At 60.0% G+C, this 18,331-nt stretch carries 16 protein-coding genes and 2 pseudogenes; 9 read left to right on the top strand and 9 right to left on the bottom strand.

The genetic code is table 11. The features are described from left to right. Positions 1 to 75: 75 nt before the first annotated feature. The 3 genes and pseudogenes from HQ843_RS03380 to HQ843_RS29315 all read right to left on the bottom strand — a co-directional run. A complete protein-coding gene (locus tag HQ843_RS03380; protein ID WP_180903399.1) occupies positions 76 to 1,689 on the bottom strand; it encodes a GMC family oxidoreductase in 1,614 nt (537 codons plus the stop codon). 957 nt (positions 1,690 to 2,646) lie between these two features. Further along, complete coding sequence (locus tag HQ843_RS03375; RefSeq protein WP_180899832.1) at positions 2,647 to 2,940, bottom strand: hypothetical protein; 294 nt, start codon at positions 2,938 to 2,940, stop codon at positions 2,647 to 2,649. A 280-nt stretch (positions 2,941 to 3,220) separates the two neighbouring features. Continuing rightward, positions 3,221 to 3,675: pseudogene (locus HQ843_RS29315) on the bottom strand (AAA family ATPase); the annotation flags it as partial. Between the two features lie 137 nt (positions 3,676 to 3,812). On the opposite strand from HQ843_RS29315, the gene HQ843_RS03365 reads away from it, so the two are divergent. From HQ843_RS03365 to HQ843_RS03350, 4 genes are all read left to right on the top strand, one after another. Then, entirely contained in the window at positions 3,813 to 4,580 is a 768-nt protein-coding gene (locus tag HQ843_RS03365) for a Crp/Fnr family transcriptional regulator (RefSeq protein ID WP_180899833.1), read from the top strand. A 108-nt stretch (positions 4,581 to 4,688) separates the two neighbouring features. Then, a complete protein-coding gene (locus HQ843_RS03360; protein ID WP_180899834.1) occupies positions 4,689 to 5,114 on the top strand; it encodes a DUF2267 domain-containing protein in 426 nt (141 codons plus the stop codon). Positions 5,115 to 5,147: 33 nt separating this feature from the next. Continuing rightward, positions 5,148 to 5,813, top strand: coding sequence for a phosphoribosyltransferase (locus HQ843_RS03355; protein WP_371822077.1), 666 nt, complete (start codon positions 5,148 to 5,150; stop codon positions 5,811 to 5,813). Positions 5,814 to 5,904: 91 nt separating this feature from the next. After that, positions 5,905 to 6,354: a pyridoxamine 5'-phosphate oxidase family protein gene (locus HQ843_RS03350; RefSeq protein ID WP_180899836.1), complete on the top strand. Its 450-nt coding sequence runs from the start codon at positions 5,905 to 5,907 to the stop codon at positions 6,352 to 6,354. A gap of 514 nt (positions 6,355 to 6,868) precedes the next feature. Here the strand turns inward: HQ843_RS03350 and HQ843_RS03340 are convergent. The 4 genes from HQ843_RS03340 to HQ843_RS03325 form a co-directional block, all read right to left on the bottom strand. Beyond that, a complete protein-coding gene (locus HQ843_RS03340; RefSeq protein ID WP_180899837.1) occupies positions 6,869 to 7,525 on the bottom strand; it encodes a helix-turn-helix domain-containing protein in 657 nt (218 codons plus the stop codon). A gap of 91 nt (positions 7,526 to 7,616) precedes the next feature. After that, positions 7,617 to 8,051 (bottom strand): hypothetical protein, encoded by a 435-nt coding sequence (locus HQ843_RS03335; protein ID WP_180899838.1) that lies wholly within the window; start codon positions 8,049 to 8,051, stop codon positions 7,617 to 7,619. 42 nt (positions 8,052 to 8,093) lie between these two features. Continuing rightward, entirely contained in the window at positions 8,094 to 8,705 is a 612-nt protein-coding gene (fixJ, locus tag HQ843_RS03330) for a response regulator FixJ (protein WP_180901976.1), read from the bottom strand. Further along, positions 8,701 to 10,194, bottom strand: a complete 1,494-nt coding sequence (locus HQ843_RS03325) for a PAS domain S-box protein (protein ID WP_246716340.1) — start codon at positions 10,192 to 10,194, stop codon at positions 8,701 to 8,703. The genes fixJ and HQ843_RS03325 overlap by 5 nt, the downstream gene beginning before the upstream one ends. Before the next feature lie 213 nt (positions 10,195 to 10,407). Here HQ843_RS03325 and HQ843_RS29960 point away from each other — a divergent pair. The 4 genes and pseudogenes from HQ843_RS29960 to HQ843_RS03310 all read left to right on the top strand — a co-directional run. Then, positions 10,408 to 10,494 (top strand): annotated as a pseudogene (locus HQ843_RS29960) (IS5/IS1182 family transposase); the annotation flags it as partial. Between the two features lie 96 nt (positions 10,495 to 10,590). After that, positions 10,591 to 10,788, top strand: a complete 198-nt coding sequence (locus tag HQ843_RS03320; RefSeq protein WP_180899840.1) for a hypothetical protein — start codon at positions 10,591 to 10,593, stop codon at positions 10,786 to 10,788. A 65-nt stretch (positions 10,789 to 10,853) separates the two neighbouring features. Continuing rightward, the gene (locus tag HQ843_RS03315; protein ID WP_180899841.1) at positions 10,854 to 12,545 is read left to right on the top strand and encodes an HAD family hydrolase; all 1,692 of its coding nucleotides are present in this window, start codon (positions 10,854 to 10,856) and stop codon (positions 12,543 to 12,545) included. A 620-nt stretch (positions 12,546 to 13,165) separates the two neighbouring features. Beyond that, entirely contained in the window at positions 13,166 to 14,179 is a 1,014-nt protein-coding gene (locus tag HQ843_RS03310) for an AI-2E family transporter (protein WP_246710267.1), read from the top strand. Positions 14,180 to 14,216: 37 nt separating this feature from the next. On the opposite strand, the gene HQ843_RS03305 is transcribed toward HQ843_RS03310, so the two are convergent. Then, positions 14,217 to 16,910 (bottom strand): cation-translocating P-type ATPase, encoded by a 2,694-nt coding sequence (locus HQ843_RS03305; protein ID WP_180899843.1) that lies wholly within the window; start codon positions 16,908 to 16,910, stop codon positions 14,217 to 14,219. Positions 16,911 to 17,141: 231 nt separating this feature from the next. Here HQ843_RS03305 and HQ843_RS29955 point away from each other — a divergent pair, with 231 nt between their 5' ends. Further along, positions 17,142 to 17,348: a universal stress protein gene (locus tag HQ843_RS29955; RefSeq protein WP_180901977.1), complete on the top strand. Its 207-nt coding sequence runs from the start codon at positions 17,142 to 17,144 to the stop codon at positions 17,346 to 17,348. An 88-nt stretch (positions 17,349 to 17,436) separates the two neighbouring features. On the opposite strand, the gene HQ843_RS03295 is transcribed toward HQ843_RS29955, so the two are convergent. Beyond that, entirely contained in the window at positions 17,437 to 18,267 is an 831-nt protein-coding gene (locus HQ843_RS03295) for a universal stress protein (RefSeq protein ID WP_180899844.1), read from the bottom strand. Positions 18,268 to 18,331 lie beyond the last annotated feature (64 nt).

The following is an 18,331-nucleotide window of genomic DNA, read 5'->3' as shown; positions in this document are numbered from 1 at the left end:
CCGAGCGCTGTTCCCGCTTTTCCGGCTTTTGTGTTCGACCGGGGACTTTGCAATTCAGTCTGAGTAGGCCGGTGTTCAGGCGGCCTGACCGCGGATCATATCCGCGGCTTTTTCTGCGATCATGATCGTCGGTGCGTTGGTGTTGCCGGAGATCAGCGTCGGCATGATCGAGGCATCGATGACGCGCAATCCGGAAAGACCGTGGACCCTGAGTTCACTGTCGACCACCGCGAGAGGGTCCTGCCCCATCTTGCAGGTGCCCACCTGATGCGCGATCGAAAGTCCTGTCTCCCGTGCATAGGCGAGAATCTCGTCATCGGAGCGCACCTGGTCGCCAGGCGCGTATTCGGCGATGATCTGGGCGGCGATCGCGCCTTTTTCGGCCACCTTGCGCGACAGTTTTATGGCTTCAACGAGCACATGCCTGTCGGTCTCGGCCGACAGGTAGTTGGGCTGCATCAGCGGCATGTCGGCCGGATTGGCCGAACGCAGCCTGAGCGTTCCCCGGCTTTCCGGCCTTACCGGACAGACGGCATTGGCGAAGCCCGAAAACGGATGCAGGCCGTCATCATACTCGTCATGGCTGAAGGTCTGGAACAGGAACTGGATATCGGGCGTGGCGAGCCGCGGATCCGACTTGGCGAAGGCGCCGACCTGTGCGGCGGAAATCGTCAGCGGTCCGCTGCGCGCCAGGATATATTGCAATCCCGCCTGCAACTGCTTCATCCGGCTCATCATGATATCGTTGACCGTCACCGCAAGGCGGCTCTTGTAGGTGACAAGCGCGCCGTAATGATCCTGCAGGTTCTCGCCGACGCCCGGCAGGTCGTGCACGAGTTCGATGCCGTGCCGCGCCAGTTCGGCCGCGGGACCGACGCCCGAGAGCAGCAGCAGCTTTGGCGAGTTGATCGATCCGGCACTGATGATGACCTCGCGCCGCGCCCTGATCAACGTGCGTTTTCCCGTGCGCTCGAAGACCACGCCGACGGCGCGCTTGCCCTCAAACACAATGCGCTGGGTTTCGGCGCGGGTGATCACGCGCAGATTGGTCCGCTTCATCGCCGGCCTTAGATATGCCACGGCTGCCGAGCATCGGCGGGCGTTCCGCGTCGTGGTCTGGTAGTAACCGACGCCCTCCTGAACGGCGCCATTGAAATCGTCGTTTCGCGGGATGCCGGCCTCGACGGCGCTGGCGATGAAGGCTTCGCACAGGGGATTGCGTTCCCTGAGATTGGTGACCGCCAACGGCCCTCCGACGCCGTGGAATTCGTTCTCGCCGTTTTCCTGGTCCTCGGCCTTGCGGAAATAGGGCAGGACATCGTCATAGGACCAGCCGGCATTGCCAAGCTGGCGCCAGTGGTCGTAATCCTCCGCCTGGCCACGGATATAGAGAAGGCCGTTGATCGAGGAGGAGCCGCCAAGCACCTTGCCGCGTGGCCAGTACATGGGCCGGTTCGCAATCTCTGGGCCGTTTTCGGTCTCGTAACGCCAGTTGAGGCGCGCGTCGACGATCGTCTTGCCGTAGCCGATCGGGATATGAATCCAGGGATTGCTGTCCTTGCCCCCGGCCTCCAGTACGGTCACCTGTGTATGACCATCCTCGCTCAGCCGTCCGGCCAGTGTGCAGCCTGCCGAGCCGGCGCCAACGATCACGATATCGGTTTCGATGGTTTCCGTATAATTTTGCATGCGGTACCTGGTTGCCCGATTATTGTCGTTACCTAGGTGTGGTGCGAGGGCAAGCTATTCTGCCACACGTCTTATGTAAGAGAACTACAGGGACTGATAGAATTCCAATAAAAACATTGGGGTAGATCCATGCCAAAATGATATTGATTACCCTGTAAAATTTGAGTTTATTTCCAACTTGAAACAGGGTGAAAACATCTCGATTACGCCAAGCGCATCCTCCGTGGAACAGAAGGCGCTGGCAGCCTTCGCACCGGGCTTTACCTACCGGATGCTGGCGGAGGAATGGTTGCTGGGCGGCTCGCGCCTGAAGATCCAGGAGCTTGGCTCCCCTCGCGCCACGTTCACCTGCGCCGCGAGGGGGCCTGCGTCAGCGTCATAACGAGAGGCGTTGCCGAAATACTCTCTCATCTTAGTTCCGTTGCCGCGCACGATCTGATGGCCGTCGATACCCATCGCCGAACACCTGCTGTGCACTGTTTACGTGGTTTTCGTTCTGCCCCACGCTTCGAACGCTGTCACCGTATGTCTGTATATGTATGAACTGGTAGCTCATGCTGCACCTAACCTGTATTCTTCGCCTCTGAACAGAATAAGGGGCGGTTGTGAAAATCGAAAACAGGATGAACAACTTTTTGGTCAGCGCAAAACTATCTACAGTGACAGACTGTCATTAGCTTTTCGGGAAGCATTTTCCGGGATAAGCGACAAGGTTTGTTCGGTAACTGGAACCAGTTCTATATGCCCTTCAAGGTGAAGCAAGGACCCGGAACGGTCGTTTTGTCGCCGAACGCGTTATGCGGACGCGCGGCAGAAATGTCTTCTTTCTTTCCGGTCACCGAAGTAATCGATTGGCAGCCAGACCTGCTGCCAGTCGATCGTAACGCCTCGATGCGCTCGCGACACCTAACGCGCCCGCGGTTCATCTTTGGTGACCTCTGTCAGTCACGAGCACTGTTATCTTGTAATGCTGCGGAATCCGCCGCAATCGCCAAGGCCATCTGATTCAGTGATGGACCTACCGTTGTTCAGCCCGCGCTGACCGCGCAACATGGTTCCTTTCCCGCGCTCTGGCTCGACACGATCCAGAAGGTCTTCGAGCTGAGAACCACTGAGTTCGCGCTTACTTACCAAAACTGTGGCCACATCCTCCAGTAGAGCTCGATTGCGTTCGAGGATCTTTTCAGCGGTCATCTGCGCATCTTCCAACCCGCGCCGGACGCGCTGCATCTGATACTGGTCGTGGAGCATGGGACAACAGAGCCCTCGCATGTGTTGAGGGCCATGGGAGTAGATCGTGAAGTCGCGTCGGAATGCATAAGATTTAGTTTTGGCCGCTTCTCTGATGAAGGTCAGGTTGATCGCACAGTGGCATATCTACTTGAGGAAGTGGCGCGGAGTTAGAGATTGTAGCGTCTATGTCAGACCTCAACTTTAATCGAATGTCGGTATCGGTAGTTGCGTGCCCCCCCGCAACCAACGATACCAACACTCCCGAGGAAACCCCTCCGGGAGTGTTTGTTTTTGGTGCCACCATGTCGTGACTGTTATAGGCGCCGTTCGCTGCGCCGATTTTACCCGTCGCCAGATCACGGGTGGCGTCACACTGCCAGCTCTCGCACTGGCGGCGGACGGTTTCAATCTCGACGCCGCCGTGACGCTCGTGGATCGAACGGAACGCCGCGCCTGCTTCGATGGATTGCAACTGCTGCGGATCGCCGACCAGCGCCACCCTGGCCCCAGTCTCTGCCGATTGGGACAGCACGCGCTCCAACTGGCGCGTGCCGGCCATGCCGGCCTCGTCGATCACCGGCACATCGCGGGACATGAGCATGTCGCGACCGTTCTTCCAGCCATGCCCCAGGCTGGCGATGGTGCGCGAGGATATGCCCGAGCCGCTTCACCGGCATAGCCAACGACAATACCGAAATCGCGCTCGTCCGTGACATGCGCCAGGGCATCCGCCTGCTCGCCGGAAAGGATAATCGTCCACAAGCGCCACGAATTTGATCCAGCGCAAAGACGGCTCGCCTTGCACTTCTTAACTTCTCCCGGCAATGGGCGCGACCGCCCTGCAAGTGGGGTTTCCCCGCTCAGGCGTTGTTCCAACGTTCGAGGGAGACATGGAAGCTCAGCACACAATACTTCCCATTCGTGGCGCCAGGTGTTCCGCACTCAGGTGCTCCGTTTGCGCCAACGCTTCCGCAACGTTGAAGCATGAACTGTCGCGGCTTGCCAGGATTCGGACGTATCGCGCTGGTGAGACGGTGCTGGCGGAGGCCGAAGAGATGGGCTTCGTCGGCAATGTCGTTTCCGGCGTTCTTCGCATGCAGAAGACGCTTCATGACGGTCGCCAGCAGATCGTCGGCCTGCTGCTGCCATCAGACATGTTCGGGCGGGTCTTCGCGCGCCGTTCGCACGTTGCCATAGAGGCGGCCACGGACGTTACGCTCTGCTGCTACAACCGCGCGAGCTTCGAAGGTCTGCTTCTCCGCTTTCCGGAAATCGAGCACCGGATGTTCATTGCAATGTCGCACGAGTTGGACGCGGCACAGGACTGGATGCTGTTGTTGGCCACCCAGTCCGTCACCGAGCGGGTCGCCACATTCCTGCTGATCCTGAGCAACAACCAGGGCATGATCGGTTCACGCGACAACCGCGCGGCATCTTTCATTCAGGTGCCGATCGCGAGAAAAGACATGGCCGCCTACCTCGGCACCACGGTCGAATCCATTAGCCGCTCGATCCGGCAGATGGGCCGCGGTGCCGTGATCCGGATCATTGACGCGCAACGCTTCGAAATCCTGAACCTGCGGCGCCTGCTGACCATTTCTGGCCATGATCTGGAGGATTTCGCGCCGCCAAATACACAATTGCAGCGCGCCGGTTGAGCAAATTGACGCCGCTCAATGCAACAAGGTCAAACGACGCATTATGCTAAGGCTCGAAGATGCTGACGCATCCTTGCCTTATATGCAGGCTCAAGAAAGGCGCTCATCATGAACACCACAATCTCAGGCTTCACGCAGGCTGCGGACCAGGCTCAGGAATGGGTCAATGAACTCGCCGAGGATCTGGGCTGGAGCGAACGGCGCGCCCACCGCCTTCTCAGATCTGTTTTGCACGCGCTGCGTGACTGGCTGCCCGAAGCGGAAATGGCTGACCTCGCCGCGCAACTCCCCGCGCTTGTGCGCGGCATCTACTTCGAGGGCTGGAAGCCCTTGGAGACCCCGGTCCGCGATCGCCGCAAGGAGCAGTTCGTCGCACGCATCCAACACGACATGGCGAGCGACCCCCTCGACGAGCCGGATTGGGCGATCGCCGCAGTTTTCGGGTTGCTCGACCGTCATCTCGACCAAGGCGAAATCGCGCAGGTCCGCACCTCTATGAAGAAGGCGCTCCGCCAACTCTGGCCGACGCATTGAACAATGTTTCGCAACCGTTCCGAAGCCGGGCGCATGCTCGCAACTGAAATCGCCGCTCTGGCGCCGCGCGATCCGATCGTGTTGGCGCTCCCGCGTGGCGGCGTGCCTGTCGCGGTCGAAGTCGCCCTGGCGCTCGGCGCCCGCCTCGACCTCGTCATCGTTCGCAAGGTCGGCGCGCCGGGCAATCCGGAACTCGCAGTGGCGGCGATCGTTGACGGCAATCCTCCGGAAGTGGTCCTCAACCGCGAAATCATCGAAGCCTACGGCTTGCAGGATGAGCAACTCTCAGCCTTGATTGCCCGCGAGAGGCCCGAACTGGAACGCCGCCGCGCGGTCTACAGGGCCGAACGGCAACCGCTTTCGGTGAAGGGAAAGACCGTGATCCTGGTCGACGATGGCGCCGCAACGGGCACAACTATGAAGGTTGCCGCGCGTGCCATCCGCCGCCGGTCACCCGCGCGGATCATCCTGGCGCTGCCCGTCGCCTCGCCGGAGGCCGTGTCGGATTTGTCTCGGGAGGCCGATCGGATTGTATGCCTTTCCCAACCGTCGCATTTCCGCGCGCTCGGCTTCCACTATCGGGAGTTCCATCAACTCGATGACGCCGAGGTGCTCGAACTCATGCGAAAATACGAAGGAGAAGGCATGCCAGCCGCCCAAAATGAGATGCTGTCCCGCCGTGCGCGGCCATCAGACTGATCCGCATCATTTCTGGAGCAAAATCATAGCTCGGCAATGATAATGGACGCGGCTGACCGCATTTTCGTTACGCTTTTGAACGGAGACCGCTATGATTATTCGAGAACTTTCCGCAGCCCAATGCACAGCTATTGTCGCAGCCAACCGTCTCGCACGGCTTGCCTGCTCGAGCGACAATCAGCCCTATGCCGTACCGATCTTCTATGCCTATGCCGACGACTGCGCCTATGCATTCACCATGCCCGGCCGCAAGCTGGACACAATGCGAGCCAATCCGAACGTGGCAATTCTGGTCGAGGAGAAAGGCGAAGGGCGGACCTGGCAAAGCGTTGTTGCCGAAGGTCTTTTCGAGGAATTGCCGGATCAGATCGGCCATAAGCGGTTGCGCGAACGCGCTTGGTCGCTACTCTCCAAGCATGTCGACTGGTGGGAACCTGGCGCATTGAAGCCGGCTCTGCCGCCGGCGGCCGACCACGCCCCGCACGTTTTCTTCCGCATACATATCACGCGCATGTCGGGGCGCGACGCTCTGGAGGCGTAAGGGGTTAAGCTCTGCCGGCCGGGAGCGGCGTGCGTAATTACACCATTACCGAGCCATGAAGAGTGGCACCGTAGGTTGATCCAGCATCGACTTGGTGACGCCGCCGAATCACCTCGTCCGACCAGGCGAGTTCCAGGCATTCTGCCGACACGTTGGCCGCAACCGTCCGGTGAGCACCGCGGCGCTGGCTGTTTGATCAGTTGTCGGATTTCGACCGGGTATTCTTGGCCGATCGCGCTATGGCGGCGTTGCGGCGGCGACGACATCGGCAAGCCAGGCTTGCGGGTCGGTTCCGTCAGACCCTCCCGAGTATTCAGGACTGCACGATGCCAGTTAAAGAACTGGGACGGGTGGATGTCCAGACGGCGCGAGATTGCCGAGACATTCGCGCCTGGCTCCAGGTGCCTCGGCCACCGCCCGTGCTTTGAATTCGTCAGACCAGCGTCGGCGTAGCTGCCGAGGCGGTTGCAGATTCAACGAATCCCGCAACCGGCCGGTTCCCATATGGCGTCCCTTATGCCGCCATGTCCTGCAGCGTTTGCCATTTGACGATGTCCACGCCGCGCAGACTTGGCAATCCAATGACACCCTTCTGCCTCAGCCTGGAGAAAACGCGCGAGACGGTCTCGATTGTGAGACCGAGATAATCCGCAATATCGGTCCGCGACATCGGTAGCTCGACCTGCCGCAATCCGCCCTGCCGCTCGCACATTTCAACGAGGAACGCAGCGACCCGTTCGATGGCATTTTGGCGACCGAGCACAAGAAGATGTTCCTGCGCTCGCACGAGACCCCGGAGCGCCATGGGCAGAAGCTCGATCGCACGATCGCCTTGGGATGACGTCGTACGCAGGGTCCGGATGCCGGTAGCGCAAATCGCCTCGGCGAAAAAATGATGGACCGTGTCGGCTTCGAAGCCGAAGACCTCCCCGGAGAGATGAAAGGCCGATATCTGGCGACGGCCATCCGCCAGCAGGCGATAGATCCGCACTGCGCCGAACTCGACCTTGTAAAGGCTTCCGCACGTCTCGCCCTGAGCATAAATCTCGGCGCCGGCCGGGTAGAAGGCTGGAGGCTGAACACCCCGGCCGAACGGCGGACAGGGTAGCTCGCCTGGGACGGGCCCATCATGTGCGTCGTATAGGAACTGCGATGTGTTCGGGCCGGCCATGATTGTCTCCCTCAGGTTGATGAGCAATCATTCGCGCATAATCCGACAGAGCGAAATTCGGTTATGTTCGTAAGGGATACTACGTAGCGGGTCATTGCTGACCTGCAATCACGTTCAACACCGCTTCGATCAACGGTTCACCGAGGAACGGCTTCGTGAGGTGCTTGGCGACGGGAAGATCGGGTGCGGAACGCAAAAGATTCAGCAACAGAATGACAGGTTTCCCAAAGCTGTCGAACAGTTCGCGCGACCGTTTCCAGTCGACAATCGCGTCGTCATCAACGACCGCGCATGCAGCATCGAGCGCGTCCGGCGACACAAAGGCCTCATCCACGTAGCGATGGAGGACGACCTTGAAGCCGCCGCTTTCCAGTGCGAAAGCGATGGAGTGCCCGAATGCTGCATCCGGAGCGACGACCAGTACATTCGCCGTTGCCATATCCACTTTTCCAAAGACCCGGCCCGACAGGGCCACCAATCGTGATTGATCCCATTGTTCGCGGCCGTCTGCATTGAGGTGGATCAAGAAAGGTCGTCTGGGCTAAGCCGTCGCCGCTCCAGAGCAGGGTCAGAGGAAGACGCGCATGGCGATGGTCATGCGCACCAGTTCGGGCAGGTTCCTGGCCTGCATCTTGGCCATGATATTGGCGCGATGGACCTCGACCGTGCGGGGGCTGATGCCAAGATCGTAGGCGATTGCCTTGTTGGGCAAACCAGCGACGACGCCTGACATAACCTGGCGTTCGCGCTCCGAAAGGAGATCAAGCCTGGCGGAAAGGGCAGCGGCGTCTTCGACGGGACGCGCGGTTTGTTCAAGCTGACTTGCGGCGCGTTTGATAGCCTCAATCAGCACCTCGTCTTCAAACGGCTTCTCGATGAAGTCGATGGCGCCGGCTTTCATCGCTGCAACAGCCATGGGAACGTCACCATGCCCGGTGATGACGACGGCAGGGATCATGGTACCGGTCTCGTTCAGCTTATACAAAAGCTCCACTCCGCTCATACCCGGCATCCTCAAGTCAGTAACGAGGCAGGCTTTGCCGATGGCCGGCGCGGAAGCGAGAAAGCTCGTCGCGGACTCGTGCACCCTGACCGTGAAGCCCACCGTGGTCAGGAGGAAGGCAAGCGACTTGCGCACCGGCTCCTCATCGTCGACCACGTGGACCACATAGCTGTCAATGTGCATCGGTAGTCTCTTTTCCTGCGATCGGGAGCGAGAACCGGAACGTGGCGCCGTCCGCGGTATTGCGGGTAACTGATATCTGTCCGCCATGCGATTCTATGATGCGTTTGGATATCGAAAGCCCGATACCCATGCCATTTGCCTTGCTGGTCACGAAAGGTTGGAAAAGGCGAGCCGCTATTTCGTCGGAGATGCCTGGTCCCGTGTCAGCCACCTCGATTATGACATGTCCGGGCCCGTCTTGCACCGTCCGCACTATCAGGTCTTGCTGATTGCTTTCACGCATGGCCTCGATGCTGTTGCGCATGAGGTTGATCAAGACCTGCTGGATTTGAACCTTATCGACCAGGACATTTTGTTCATCCGAAACAAACTCGAAGACTGACCGCACACCCTGCTGCCGTGAGCCGACGAGTGCCAGGGCCGCTGCTTCCTCGATGAGCTTGCGCACGCCTTCCGATGATTTCTCCGTTTCGCCCCGCGTGACGAATTCCCTCAGATGCCGGATGATCCCCCCGGCCCGCAGTGATTGTTTCGCCATCTCCTCCACGGCGTCCCTGATGCGGGTCGCGGTCGTATCATCTACATCCTTGAGGAAGCGGACACAGCCCTGGGCATAATTTGCAATGACAGCGAGTGGTTGGTTGAGTTCATGCGCGAGCGTCGACGCCATTTCACCGAGTTCGTTAACACGGGAGAGGTGCGCCAGCTCATTCTGGATTTGCTGCAATCGCGCTTCGGAGTCTTCGCGCTCGGTGAGGTCACGGATGAAGCCAGTGAAGAAGCGGCCAGCTGCTGATCTCATCTCGCCGACAAAGAGTTTCATCGGAAAGGTGGAGCCGTCCCTCCTGCGCCCTACCACAACACGATCGACGCCGATGATCCGCTTCTCACCGGTGGCCAGATAGCGATGGAGGTAGCCGTCATGCTCGCGGTGGTAGGGCTCCGGCATCAAGATGTGAATGTTTCGGCCAAGCACCTCAGCCTCGGTGTAGCCGAATTGTCGAACGGCGGCAGCGCTGAACGAATTGATAAGCCCATGCTCATCTATCACAACGGTCGCGTCTGGCACGGTGTCGAGGATTGAACGCAGGTGCGCCTCACGGGTCCTCAGCGCCTCTTCGGACTTGTCGAGGGCGCGGCGCGCGTGATGCAGCATTTCGCCCATCCATGCGATTGCCACCCCGACAAGACCGAAAACAAATACCTGTAGCCAGACGATCTGGTCGGCGCCGATAAAATAAACCGCACCCGCTATAGACAGGACGCATGCAAATAGTCCTGGACCGATGCCGCCGGCGATTGCCGCGACAAGAATCATGGGGACGAAGAGAATGAAGGTGGCGGTATTGCCGAAAGTACTCTGTAAGGCCAACCGGAGGATAAAAACGATTACAACCGCGACAACAGCCAGAAGATAGCCGGCCCTTCCTTCAAAGCGGCGGGAAAAGACAACCTGCAGGAAACGCCCCTGAAAGCCTGGCATATCTCTCGCCGGCATTTGCATTCCTTTCGGGGTCGCCACGGGGGCAATGCTTCTTCGCGGCGTGGCGCTTGATAAAGCGTGCGTCCTTCGAAATCGCATTTGATGAATATCAAGGTTACACCCGCAGCCATATGAAAGGAAGCATCTCAATTGCGTCAATGCTGGCAGTTGGCATGGACCGTAAGCTCGGCTTCGACAGCGGCTGTTGTCAGCGGGGCAGAGAACGTGATGCCCGGACTTGGCGTCGCGATCGTCAAGCGATCCGACACCGCCAAGGGTTTTGAGGTTCTGCCGAGGCGCGTGACTTAGCTTTCGTGCTACAATGATCTTGAGCCCGTATTCCCGGATGTGGGTTGCAGTGGCTTTGCGAAAACCAACATGGAAGTGGAGCAACTGATGACTGTTCAGAGGGTGAGAAATGGCCTTGTGGCCTGGACGATCGGCGCTATGATCATCTTCGTCGCGGTCATCTTTCTGGGCTACCGTATGATGTCCAGCGATTGCGCTCCAGTGACCATAGAACTGGGCGTGCTTGTTGTCATTCCAGCGGTCTATCTGGCGCTTATGTTCCTGACTTTGAGAGAGCAGGAATAGGGAAGCTTCGCCATGTCTATCGATAGTTGCGCTGGATCGTTCGCTAGCCGAACTGGGGTACGATGATGTTTTTCCGGGCATTGGCTGCCGATTTTGACGGCACAGTCGCTCTTCATGGCGGCGTCGATGGTTCCACGCTCGATGCACTCCTGCGGCTCAAGAAAACCGGTCGATACCTGATCCTCGTGACCGGGCGAGAAATCAACGACCTAAGACACGCCCTTTCACGACTTGATCTCTTCGATTTGATCGTCGCGGAAAATGGCGGGGTCATCTACGATCCTCAAGCGGATGATGAAGATGCGCTTGCTGCGCCGCCACCTGCCGCATTTGTCCAGAAACTGATGGAGCGGAAGGTTGAGCCGATCTCCATTGGTCGCACGATCGTGGCCACTTGGCATCCCCATGAAGGCGATGTTCTTGCCGCCATTGAGGAACTGGGCCTGGAACTGCAGATCATTTTCAACAAGGGCGCAATCATGGTCCTGCCGGGCGGGATCAATAAGGCGACCGGCCTCGCGGTTGCGCTGCGGCGCCTCGGTTTGTTGCCTCAAAACGTGGTGGGCGTAGGGGACGCTGAGAATGATCATGCGTTTCTGAAGATCTGCGGTTGTTCTGTAGCGGTTGCCAATGCGATACCTTCGCTGAAAACGGCAGTGGACATAGTCCTCGCAAACGACCATGGCGCGGGAATCGTTGAGTTGGTCGATCGTGTCATTGATCAGGACCTTCATTTCGCCCCTCCAGCGCGGCACGGGCTGACGGTTGGTCGAAGCAGCAGCGGGACCGAACCCGTAATCCAGCCGACGGATGTCGTCCTGATCATTGGATCCTCGGGGAGCGGAAAATCTTCCTTTGCAACCTTGCTCATCGAGCAGATGGCGACCCGGCGCCAGCAGTTTTGTATCGTGGACCCGGAGGGTGACTACGAAACCATGGATGACGTCTACACCATAGGCAGTCGAGGGGCCGCTCCATCTCTTGACGCCGCAAGGTCATTGCTGTCGCGTGACTTTGCCGATGTGATCGTAAACATGAGCGGGGTGGTGTTCGAGGGCCGGTCCAATTGCCTGGCTCGCCTCCTCCCCGGCGTCCTGGAACTGAAACAGCGCTACAGCCGTCCGCATTGGATGATCATAGATGAAGCGCATCATTTTGCGGAAGAGAGCTACCATTCCCTTGCGTCGGACGTCAGCGCCTCCGGGATGGTGTTCGTGACGATGAGCCCGGAGGCATTGCCTTGTGCCATCCTTCACAAAGTAACCGCGGTCATTTCGGTTGGACTTGCAGCCCCTGAAAACCTCGCGCGTCTTGCTCGTTGCCTGCACAAGGAGGTTTCGACCCTTTCCGCGATCCAGCCGGGTCAGGCGCTGCTTTGGAGGCCGCTGGAAGGAAAAGGCGTGGAGATGCTCACAGTGAGTGCGCCGACGAAGCCCCACTTCAGACATGGGGGCAAATACGCTGTTGGCGATGTCGGGCACGAGCGCGGCTTCCACTTCGACGTGGCTGGGCCTCGGAGGGTTGCCTGCAATCTTTCGCAGTTTCTGGAGATCGCGAACGACGTCGATGATCGCGCCTGGCAACAACACCTGCGAAACGGGGACTTCACGCGTTGGTTTGAGCATGTGATCCGCGATGAAGGGTTGGCCAGGGCGTCTCAAGAGGCCGCTTCGGCGGAAATCTCACCGGTCGCCAGTCGCCAGGCCATCCGCCAAGCCATCCTCGACAGATACAAGATCACCGCAGAAGCCGACTGAGGCCGCGAGCAAAAGCAGGCATGACCGGAAGACGGCATTGCGCCTTGCGATCTTTCGGGTTCAGTTGAAGGTCTTGTACTGCCTGTTCCGGTCCGCTATCGCCGGTTCCGGTCATCGATGCCGACCACACGCGGCGGCTTGGGCTTCCGCAATACGGACAGCATGGCTCCCGCCCCCCCCCCCCGGCCGTGCCACAAGCACCACCTTGTCGGCCCGCGGAAGCGCCTGGACGATCGAAAGATCCGGCGAAATCAGCGTGCGGAAAGCATCAAGCACCGGCGACTTAAGGCGTCGATTGCAATTTCCACCTTATGAACCCGTTCGGACCTGCCGTGAATACCCCAACCTGCACCAGAAATGCGGAAGAGCCCCAGATTGTTGCGCAATATTCAGGGCCCGGAATCGCAATGCAACCGACTTTATCGTGTTTGCGCGCGTTCCTCGGCCCTGTATCATATCGTGGATACAAAATCTGGGTCATGGCCATCATCCTCAGGCCGGCACTTTGGCTGCATGCAGATAAGCTTCCGGCTTACTGAAAAGCTTCCGTGACAACCCACGACAGACGATAGGGCGGTGCGATGCAGCAAAGGCAGCTTCAACAGGCGAGTTTTATGATAATGGCCGCGATTGCGTCGGTGGCCTTCGTCTGGCTGATACGTCCCTTTTACGGAGCGATCCTGTGGGCCGTGGTGCTTGCAATCCTGTTCCACCCTTTCCAGAAATCGATCACGGCCCGCCTGCAGCCGCACAAAAATATCGCCGCGAGCATCGGTCTGTTTATCTGCATCTGCGTCATCCTGATCCCGTCCGCACTGATTTTCATTGCCGTCGCACGTGAAGCCACGCGATTTTATCGCTGGATGTCCATGCATGATATCGACCTGGCTTCAACCCTGGAGAGCGTCCGTGCGAGAGCGCCTCCCTTCGCCCTCAAGGCATTTGACTTCATTCACATCGGATCGCTGGAGGAACTGCAGGATCGGCTCAACGCCGCGCTGGTGCAGGCCACGCAATGGGCCGCGCCGCAGGCGCTCTGGATCGGCCAGGGCGCGCTTCGGGTGATCGCCAATTGGGGGGTGCTGCTCTATGTCCTGTTTTTTCTTCTGCGCGACGGCGCGGCCTTGTCGGCGACGGTCAGAAAGGCAAGCCCGCTTACCCCTCGCCAGACAGAGCAGTTTCTCGACAAATTCTCCCGCGTGATCATCGCGACAGTCAGAGGCAATGTCGTGATCGCCCTGATCCAGGGAATGATCGGCGGAACCGTCTTCTGGCTTCTGGGAATGGATGGCGCGTTGCTCTGGGGCGTGGTGATGGCGTTTCTGTCGATGCTTCCGGTGGTTGGCGCAGCCGCGGTCTGGCTGCCCGCTGCGACCTATCTCCTGCTTTCAGGAGAAATCGTCAGAGGGCTCATCCTGCTCGCGACGGGGATACTGGTCATCAGCCTCGTCGACAACCTCCTCAGGCCGCCTCTTGTCGGCAAAGGCGCCCGAATGCCGGACTATCTGATCCTGGTGTCGACACTCGGCGGTATCGCGCTCATGGGCGTGAACGGTTTCATCGCCGGTCCGCTGATCGCAGCGCTTTTCGTTACGGTCTGGTCGATGATGTCCGACAGCAATTCCTGGCAATAGGGCACCTTCGCCGATCTGGCCGTCTCGACCGGGTGCGTCAGCGAGCGCCTTTCCGTCGCAGCGCCCCGAAGAGACGCAGGCCGATCTGACCGACGAGAACGGGAAGCAGGCTCACCGCAGCAATCAGGCACCACATCACAGCCGTCGGTGAGGTCAAACCGAGGACGTTCGCGAGTGGCGGCGTCAGCGCGGGTCCGATCAGCAAAACCGAGCACAGGAGAATGGCGCCCCACACCCAGGGATTTCGCGTGACCTCATTGTTCAGCACGCCGGCCGACTTGCCAGCCATGTTGAAGACATGCCAAAGCTGGACAAACCCGAGCGTCAGAAATGTCACGGTCACCGTGGCGTCACGGTCGAGATCGAGTGTCAGGTGGGCCAGCAACAGGGCCATGAATACGCCGGACGTCATCAGCACACTGTGAACGATGATGCTCGTCCATTGCGCTCGCCCCAGAATTGGCTCGTCGGGCCTGCGCGGCGGACGCTTCAAAACAGCGCGGTCACCTTTGCACATGGCCAGAGCGAAAGCCGGAAAGACGTCCGTTATAAGGTTCAGATACAGGATCTGCAGCGGCAGCAGCGGCAACGGCAGCGTCGCGAGCACGGCAAGTCCCACGATCAGGACTTCGCTGAGGTTGCATGAAAGCAGGTAGACAACGAAACGACGGATGTTGTCGAAGATGATGCGGCCCTCACGGATGGCGCGCACGATCGTCGGGAAAGCATCGTCCAGCAAAATCATCGCCGCCGCCTCGCGGGCGACATCGGTGCCGCGCCGCCCCATGGCAACGCCGATATCGGCCTGTCGAAGCGCCGGCGCGTCATTGACACCGTCACCCGTCATCGCGACGATTTCGCCAGCTTCCTGATAGGCGCGAACGAGCGCCAGTTTTTCGGCGGGACTGACACGTGCGAAGATGCCGACCTGCCTGAACCCGCTGTCATCGCCATCGTCCAGCCGGACACCGTCCGCGCCTTCGGCGATCGCGGTTCCATGTTCATAGAGGCCGACCGCCTCGCCGATGCTGCGCGCCGTCACCAGATGGTCGCCGGTGACCATGACGACGCGAATTCCGGCCTCCTGGCACGCCGCAATCGCTTCCGGCACATCGGGCCTTACCGGATCTTCCAGTCCAGCAATACCGAGGAATACCAGGTCCCGGAACGGTTCGCCATCCGGCCGGTCCGTGGGCCTGGTGGCAAAAGCCAGGACGCGAAGGCCGCGCCGGCCGAGTTGCTCGACTTTGTCATGCCAGTCCGCGCGAAGCTTCCCGTCCATCGACAGGCTGCCATTTCCGGAAACGACCCGGGAGGATGCCTGAAGGACCGCCTCCGGAGCGCCCTTGACCGCCCAGAAGGCACCATTTCCCGACCCGTGCAGCGTCGCCATCATCCGCACTTCCGTATCGAAGGGCATCTTGCGCAGAACCGGATACTCACCGGCGAGCGCTGGTTGCACCAAACCGGCGGCGGCCCCGGCCCGCAAAAGGGCCAGTTCCATGGGATCGCCGGAGTCTTCGCTTTGGATCTCCCCGAGCGTAGCGTCGTTGCAAAGGACGGCTGCCCTCAGAAGGCCCGAAACGGCATCGCTGCCGGGTTCTTCCGGAACCGCTTTGCCAGACGCGCTTTCAAGAATGCGCAAGCCAGTGTCCGGGGTGAGGATGACACGCACGGCCATGCGGTTCTCGGTCAGGGTGCCGGTCTTGTCCGTGAGGATCACCGTCGTGGCGCCAAGCGTCTCCACCGCGGAAAGTCTCTCGACCAGAGCATTCTCACGGGCCATGTGCCGCATTCCGCGCGCAAGCACCAACGTGGCTACGATCGGAAGCCCTTCCGGGATAGCGGCCACGGCCAGAGCGATGGCGGCCTCGATCATCAGCATGGGTTCCTTGCCGGAGAAAATGCCAGCCGCCGCGACAAGGACGGCAACAGCAAGGGTTACCCAGATCAACTGGCCGGATAGCCGCGCGAGCCGTTTTTCCAGCGGGGAACGTCCGGTTTCGGCTGTTGCGATCAACTGGGATATGCGACCCAGTTCGGTGGAGAGCCCCGTCCCGACGACGATGCCCGCGCCGCTGCCACCCGCAATAACGGTGCCCTTGTAGAGCATCGAATGGCGGTCGCCGATCGGCGCATCGCGATCAACTGGCTCCACGTCCTTGTCCGTCGGCAGGGATTCTCCGGTCAGGGCGGCCTCGTCCGCGGTCAGGTTCGAGGCCTCGATCAACCGCACATCCGCCGACAGCCTGTCACCGGCCTCGACCAGAAGAATATCGCCGGGCACCAGGTTCTCGGCAGGCACGAGCCGCACGTCCCCGCTGCGGCGAACCCGCGCGGTATGGGTTCCGAGATCGCGGAGGCTTTCGATGGAGCGCAACGCCCTGACCTCCGTGACGAAGCCGATCAGGGCGCTGATCGCGAGAACGACGAGAACGGCCGCCGCTTCCTTCCACTGGTTCAGGGAACCGGCCATGACGGCAGCCGCCACCAGAAGGTAGACAACGGGGCTCTGAAACTGATGAAGGGCAATCCGGAAAATGGACGTCTTGGCATGGACGGCAATAATGTTGGCTCCGAACACCAAGGCGCGTTCCCTGGCTTCCTCGTCGGAGAGACCCACAACGGAAACCGACAGCTCCCGAAACAAACCCTCAACAGAAATGGCGTGTGGATCAGCCGGCAGCGAACCACCGGAATATAGAGGAGAAGCGCCCTCAGAACCGGTCATGGTCGGCCTCGCGATCTACACGGCAAATATCGCCCAGCCGCGACACCCGCCATGGCCACTTCCATTGATAGAGGTCCGAATGCGAAAGGCATTGACGAAGATCAATGCGGGGAGCGTTGCTCCCGCCACTGCCGTCACCACGGCGAACGACTGTCCCCGGCAGCGCCGAAGCGCGATGACGCGCGTCAATGAACACTCGCGGGTATTCGCTGATGATCCCCGCTCGTCGACCTGTTCGCAAACCGTTGGCCAAGAACAGGTGACCTGTCCAGGACCGCTCGACAAAACGCCTGCATACTCGATGCGATAAGGGAACGGAAAGTGGATACAGTGGTCCTCGGCAGCCGCGGCCTTGGAGATGTCGCCGGCCTGCTTCTGGGAAGCGTGTCACACAAGGTCACCCATCTCGCACCGTGCACCTGCATCGTGGTTCGCTAATCCAATTGGAGACGGCGTTGCCTTCGGCACACGCCGCCCCGGCGTTTTCGCGCGCGAGCAACGGATCGATGCTCGCCCGTGAGCCGGCTCAGTGTGCCATCAGAACGGAGATTTCGGACTTTTTCATGATCTCCCGCGTCGCGCCGCCAAGCACCCACTCGCGCAGACGGGTATGACCATACCCGCCCATGACGATCAGGCCGGCGTTGAGCAGATCGGCCTCCTCAAGCAAGGTGGCGCCCACGCCCTTGCCCTCCGGCAGGGGATTGAGCTCGACCGCGACCCCGTGGCGGTCGAGATGGCGCGCGATGTCATTTCCCTGGGTGACACGCTCGATCCGTCCAAGCTCGTCGTCGCCGATCATGCAGACCGACACATTTTCCGCCCGCTTCAGGAACGGCAAGGCCTCGTCGACAGCGCGTGCTGCCTCCCGCGTGTTGCGCCAGCCCAGAACGATGGTCGAGAAATCGAGGGTGGATATGCATTTCGGCGGCACAAGCAATACCGAATGCCCGGCACCGAAAAGCACGGATTCAACAAGCGCCATGGCCTCATGGTCGTCCTCCTGCGGCAGCGTCGAGACGAACAGGTCGTATAGCCTCGCCTCGGCCAGGATGGTCTGCTGCCACCGGGATGAGACGACGTCGAAACGACGCAGTTCGTGGCGGACATCGAGGTCGGAAAGCGGGCCTTCCAGCGCAGCGGCAATCTTGTCGCCCTTGGCGCGCGCCTGACTCTGCATTTCATCGAAGTCAGCCGCGGAATAACCATAGAAGTCCGTCGCCGGCATGTCGGGCAGACGATTGACGAAGACGCCGGAAAGATGAGCATCGAATATCACTGCGATCCGACGCGCGGCTTCAAGGCGGTCCTTGTCGCCACTGCTCCCGTCGAGGTGAACACACAAATCCCTAATCATGTTGGTCTCCATTGTACGCGTCGAACGAACGTATTCGACCACGGTCTGGCGGCAAAGGCGTTGA

This window comes from Martelella sp. NC20, assembly GCF_013459645.1.
Taxonomy (GTDB): Bacteria; Pseudomonadota; Alphaproteobacteria; order Rhizobiales; family Rhizobiaceae; genus Martelella.
The sequence above is the reverse complement of the archived record's forward strand: the minus strand, read 5'-3'. Positions and strand labels throughout refer to the sequence as shown.

What these genes read in the sequence shown, in the direction of transcription:
- HQ843_RS03380 (WP_180903399.1), bottom strand. Translation starts at nt 1,689, where the DNA reads ATGCAAAATTATACGGAAACCATCGAAACCGATATCGTGATCGTTGGC.
- HQ843_RS03375 (WP_180899832.1), bottom strand. Translation starts at nt 2,940, where the DNA reads ATGCTCCACGACCAGTATCAGATGCAGCGCGTCCGGCGCGGGTTGGAA.
- HQ843_RS03365 (WP_180899833.1), top strand. Translation starts at nt 3,813, where the DNA reads ATGGAAGCTCAGCACACAATACTTCCCATTCGTGGCGCCAGGTGTTCC.
- HQ843_RS03360 (WP_180899834.1), top strand. Translation starts at nt 4,689, where the DNA reads ATGAACACCACAATCTCAGGCTTCACGCAGGCTGCGGACCAGGCTCAG.
- HQ843_RS03355 (WP_371822077.1), top strand. Translation starts at nt 5,148, where the DNA reads ATGCTCGCAACTGAAATCGCCGCTCTGGCGCCGCGCGATCCGATCGTG.
- HQ843_RS03350 (WP_180899836.1), top strand. Translation starts at nt 5,905, where the DNA reads ATGATTATTCGAGAACTTTCCGCAGCCCAATGCACAGCTATTGTCGCA.
- HQ843_RS03340 (WP_180899837.1), bottom strand. Translation starts at nt 7,525, where the DNA reads ATGGCCGGCCCGAACACATCGCAGTTCCTATACGACGCACATGATGGG.
- HQ843_RS03325 (WP_246716340.1), bottom strand. Translation starts at nt 10,194, where the DNA reads ATGCCAGGCTTTCAGGGGCGTTTCCTGCAGGTTGTCTTTTCCCGCCGC.
- HQ843_RS03320 (WP_180899840.1), top strand. Translation starts at nt 10,591, where the DNA reads ATGACTGTTCAGAGGGTGAGAAATGGCCTTGTGGCCTGGACGATCGGC.
- HQ843_RS03315 (WP_180899841.1), top strand. Translation starts at nt 10,854, where the DNA reads ATGTTTTTCCGGGCATTGGCTGCCGATTTTGACGGCACAGTCGCTCTT.
- HQ843_RS03310 (WP_246710267.1), top strand. Translation starts at nt 13,166, where the DNA reads ATGGCCGCGATTGCGTCGGTGGCCTTCGTCTGGCTGATACGTCCCTTT.
- HQ843_RS03305 (WP_180899843.1), bottom strand. Translation starts at nt 16,910, where the DNA reads ATGACCGGTTCTGAGGGCGCTTCTCCTCTATATTCCGGTGGTTCGCTG.
- HQ843_RS03295 (WP_180899844.1), bottom strand. Translation starts at nt 18,267, where the DNA reads ATGATTAGGGATTTGTGTGTTCACCTCGACGGGAGCAGTGGCGACAAG.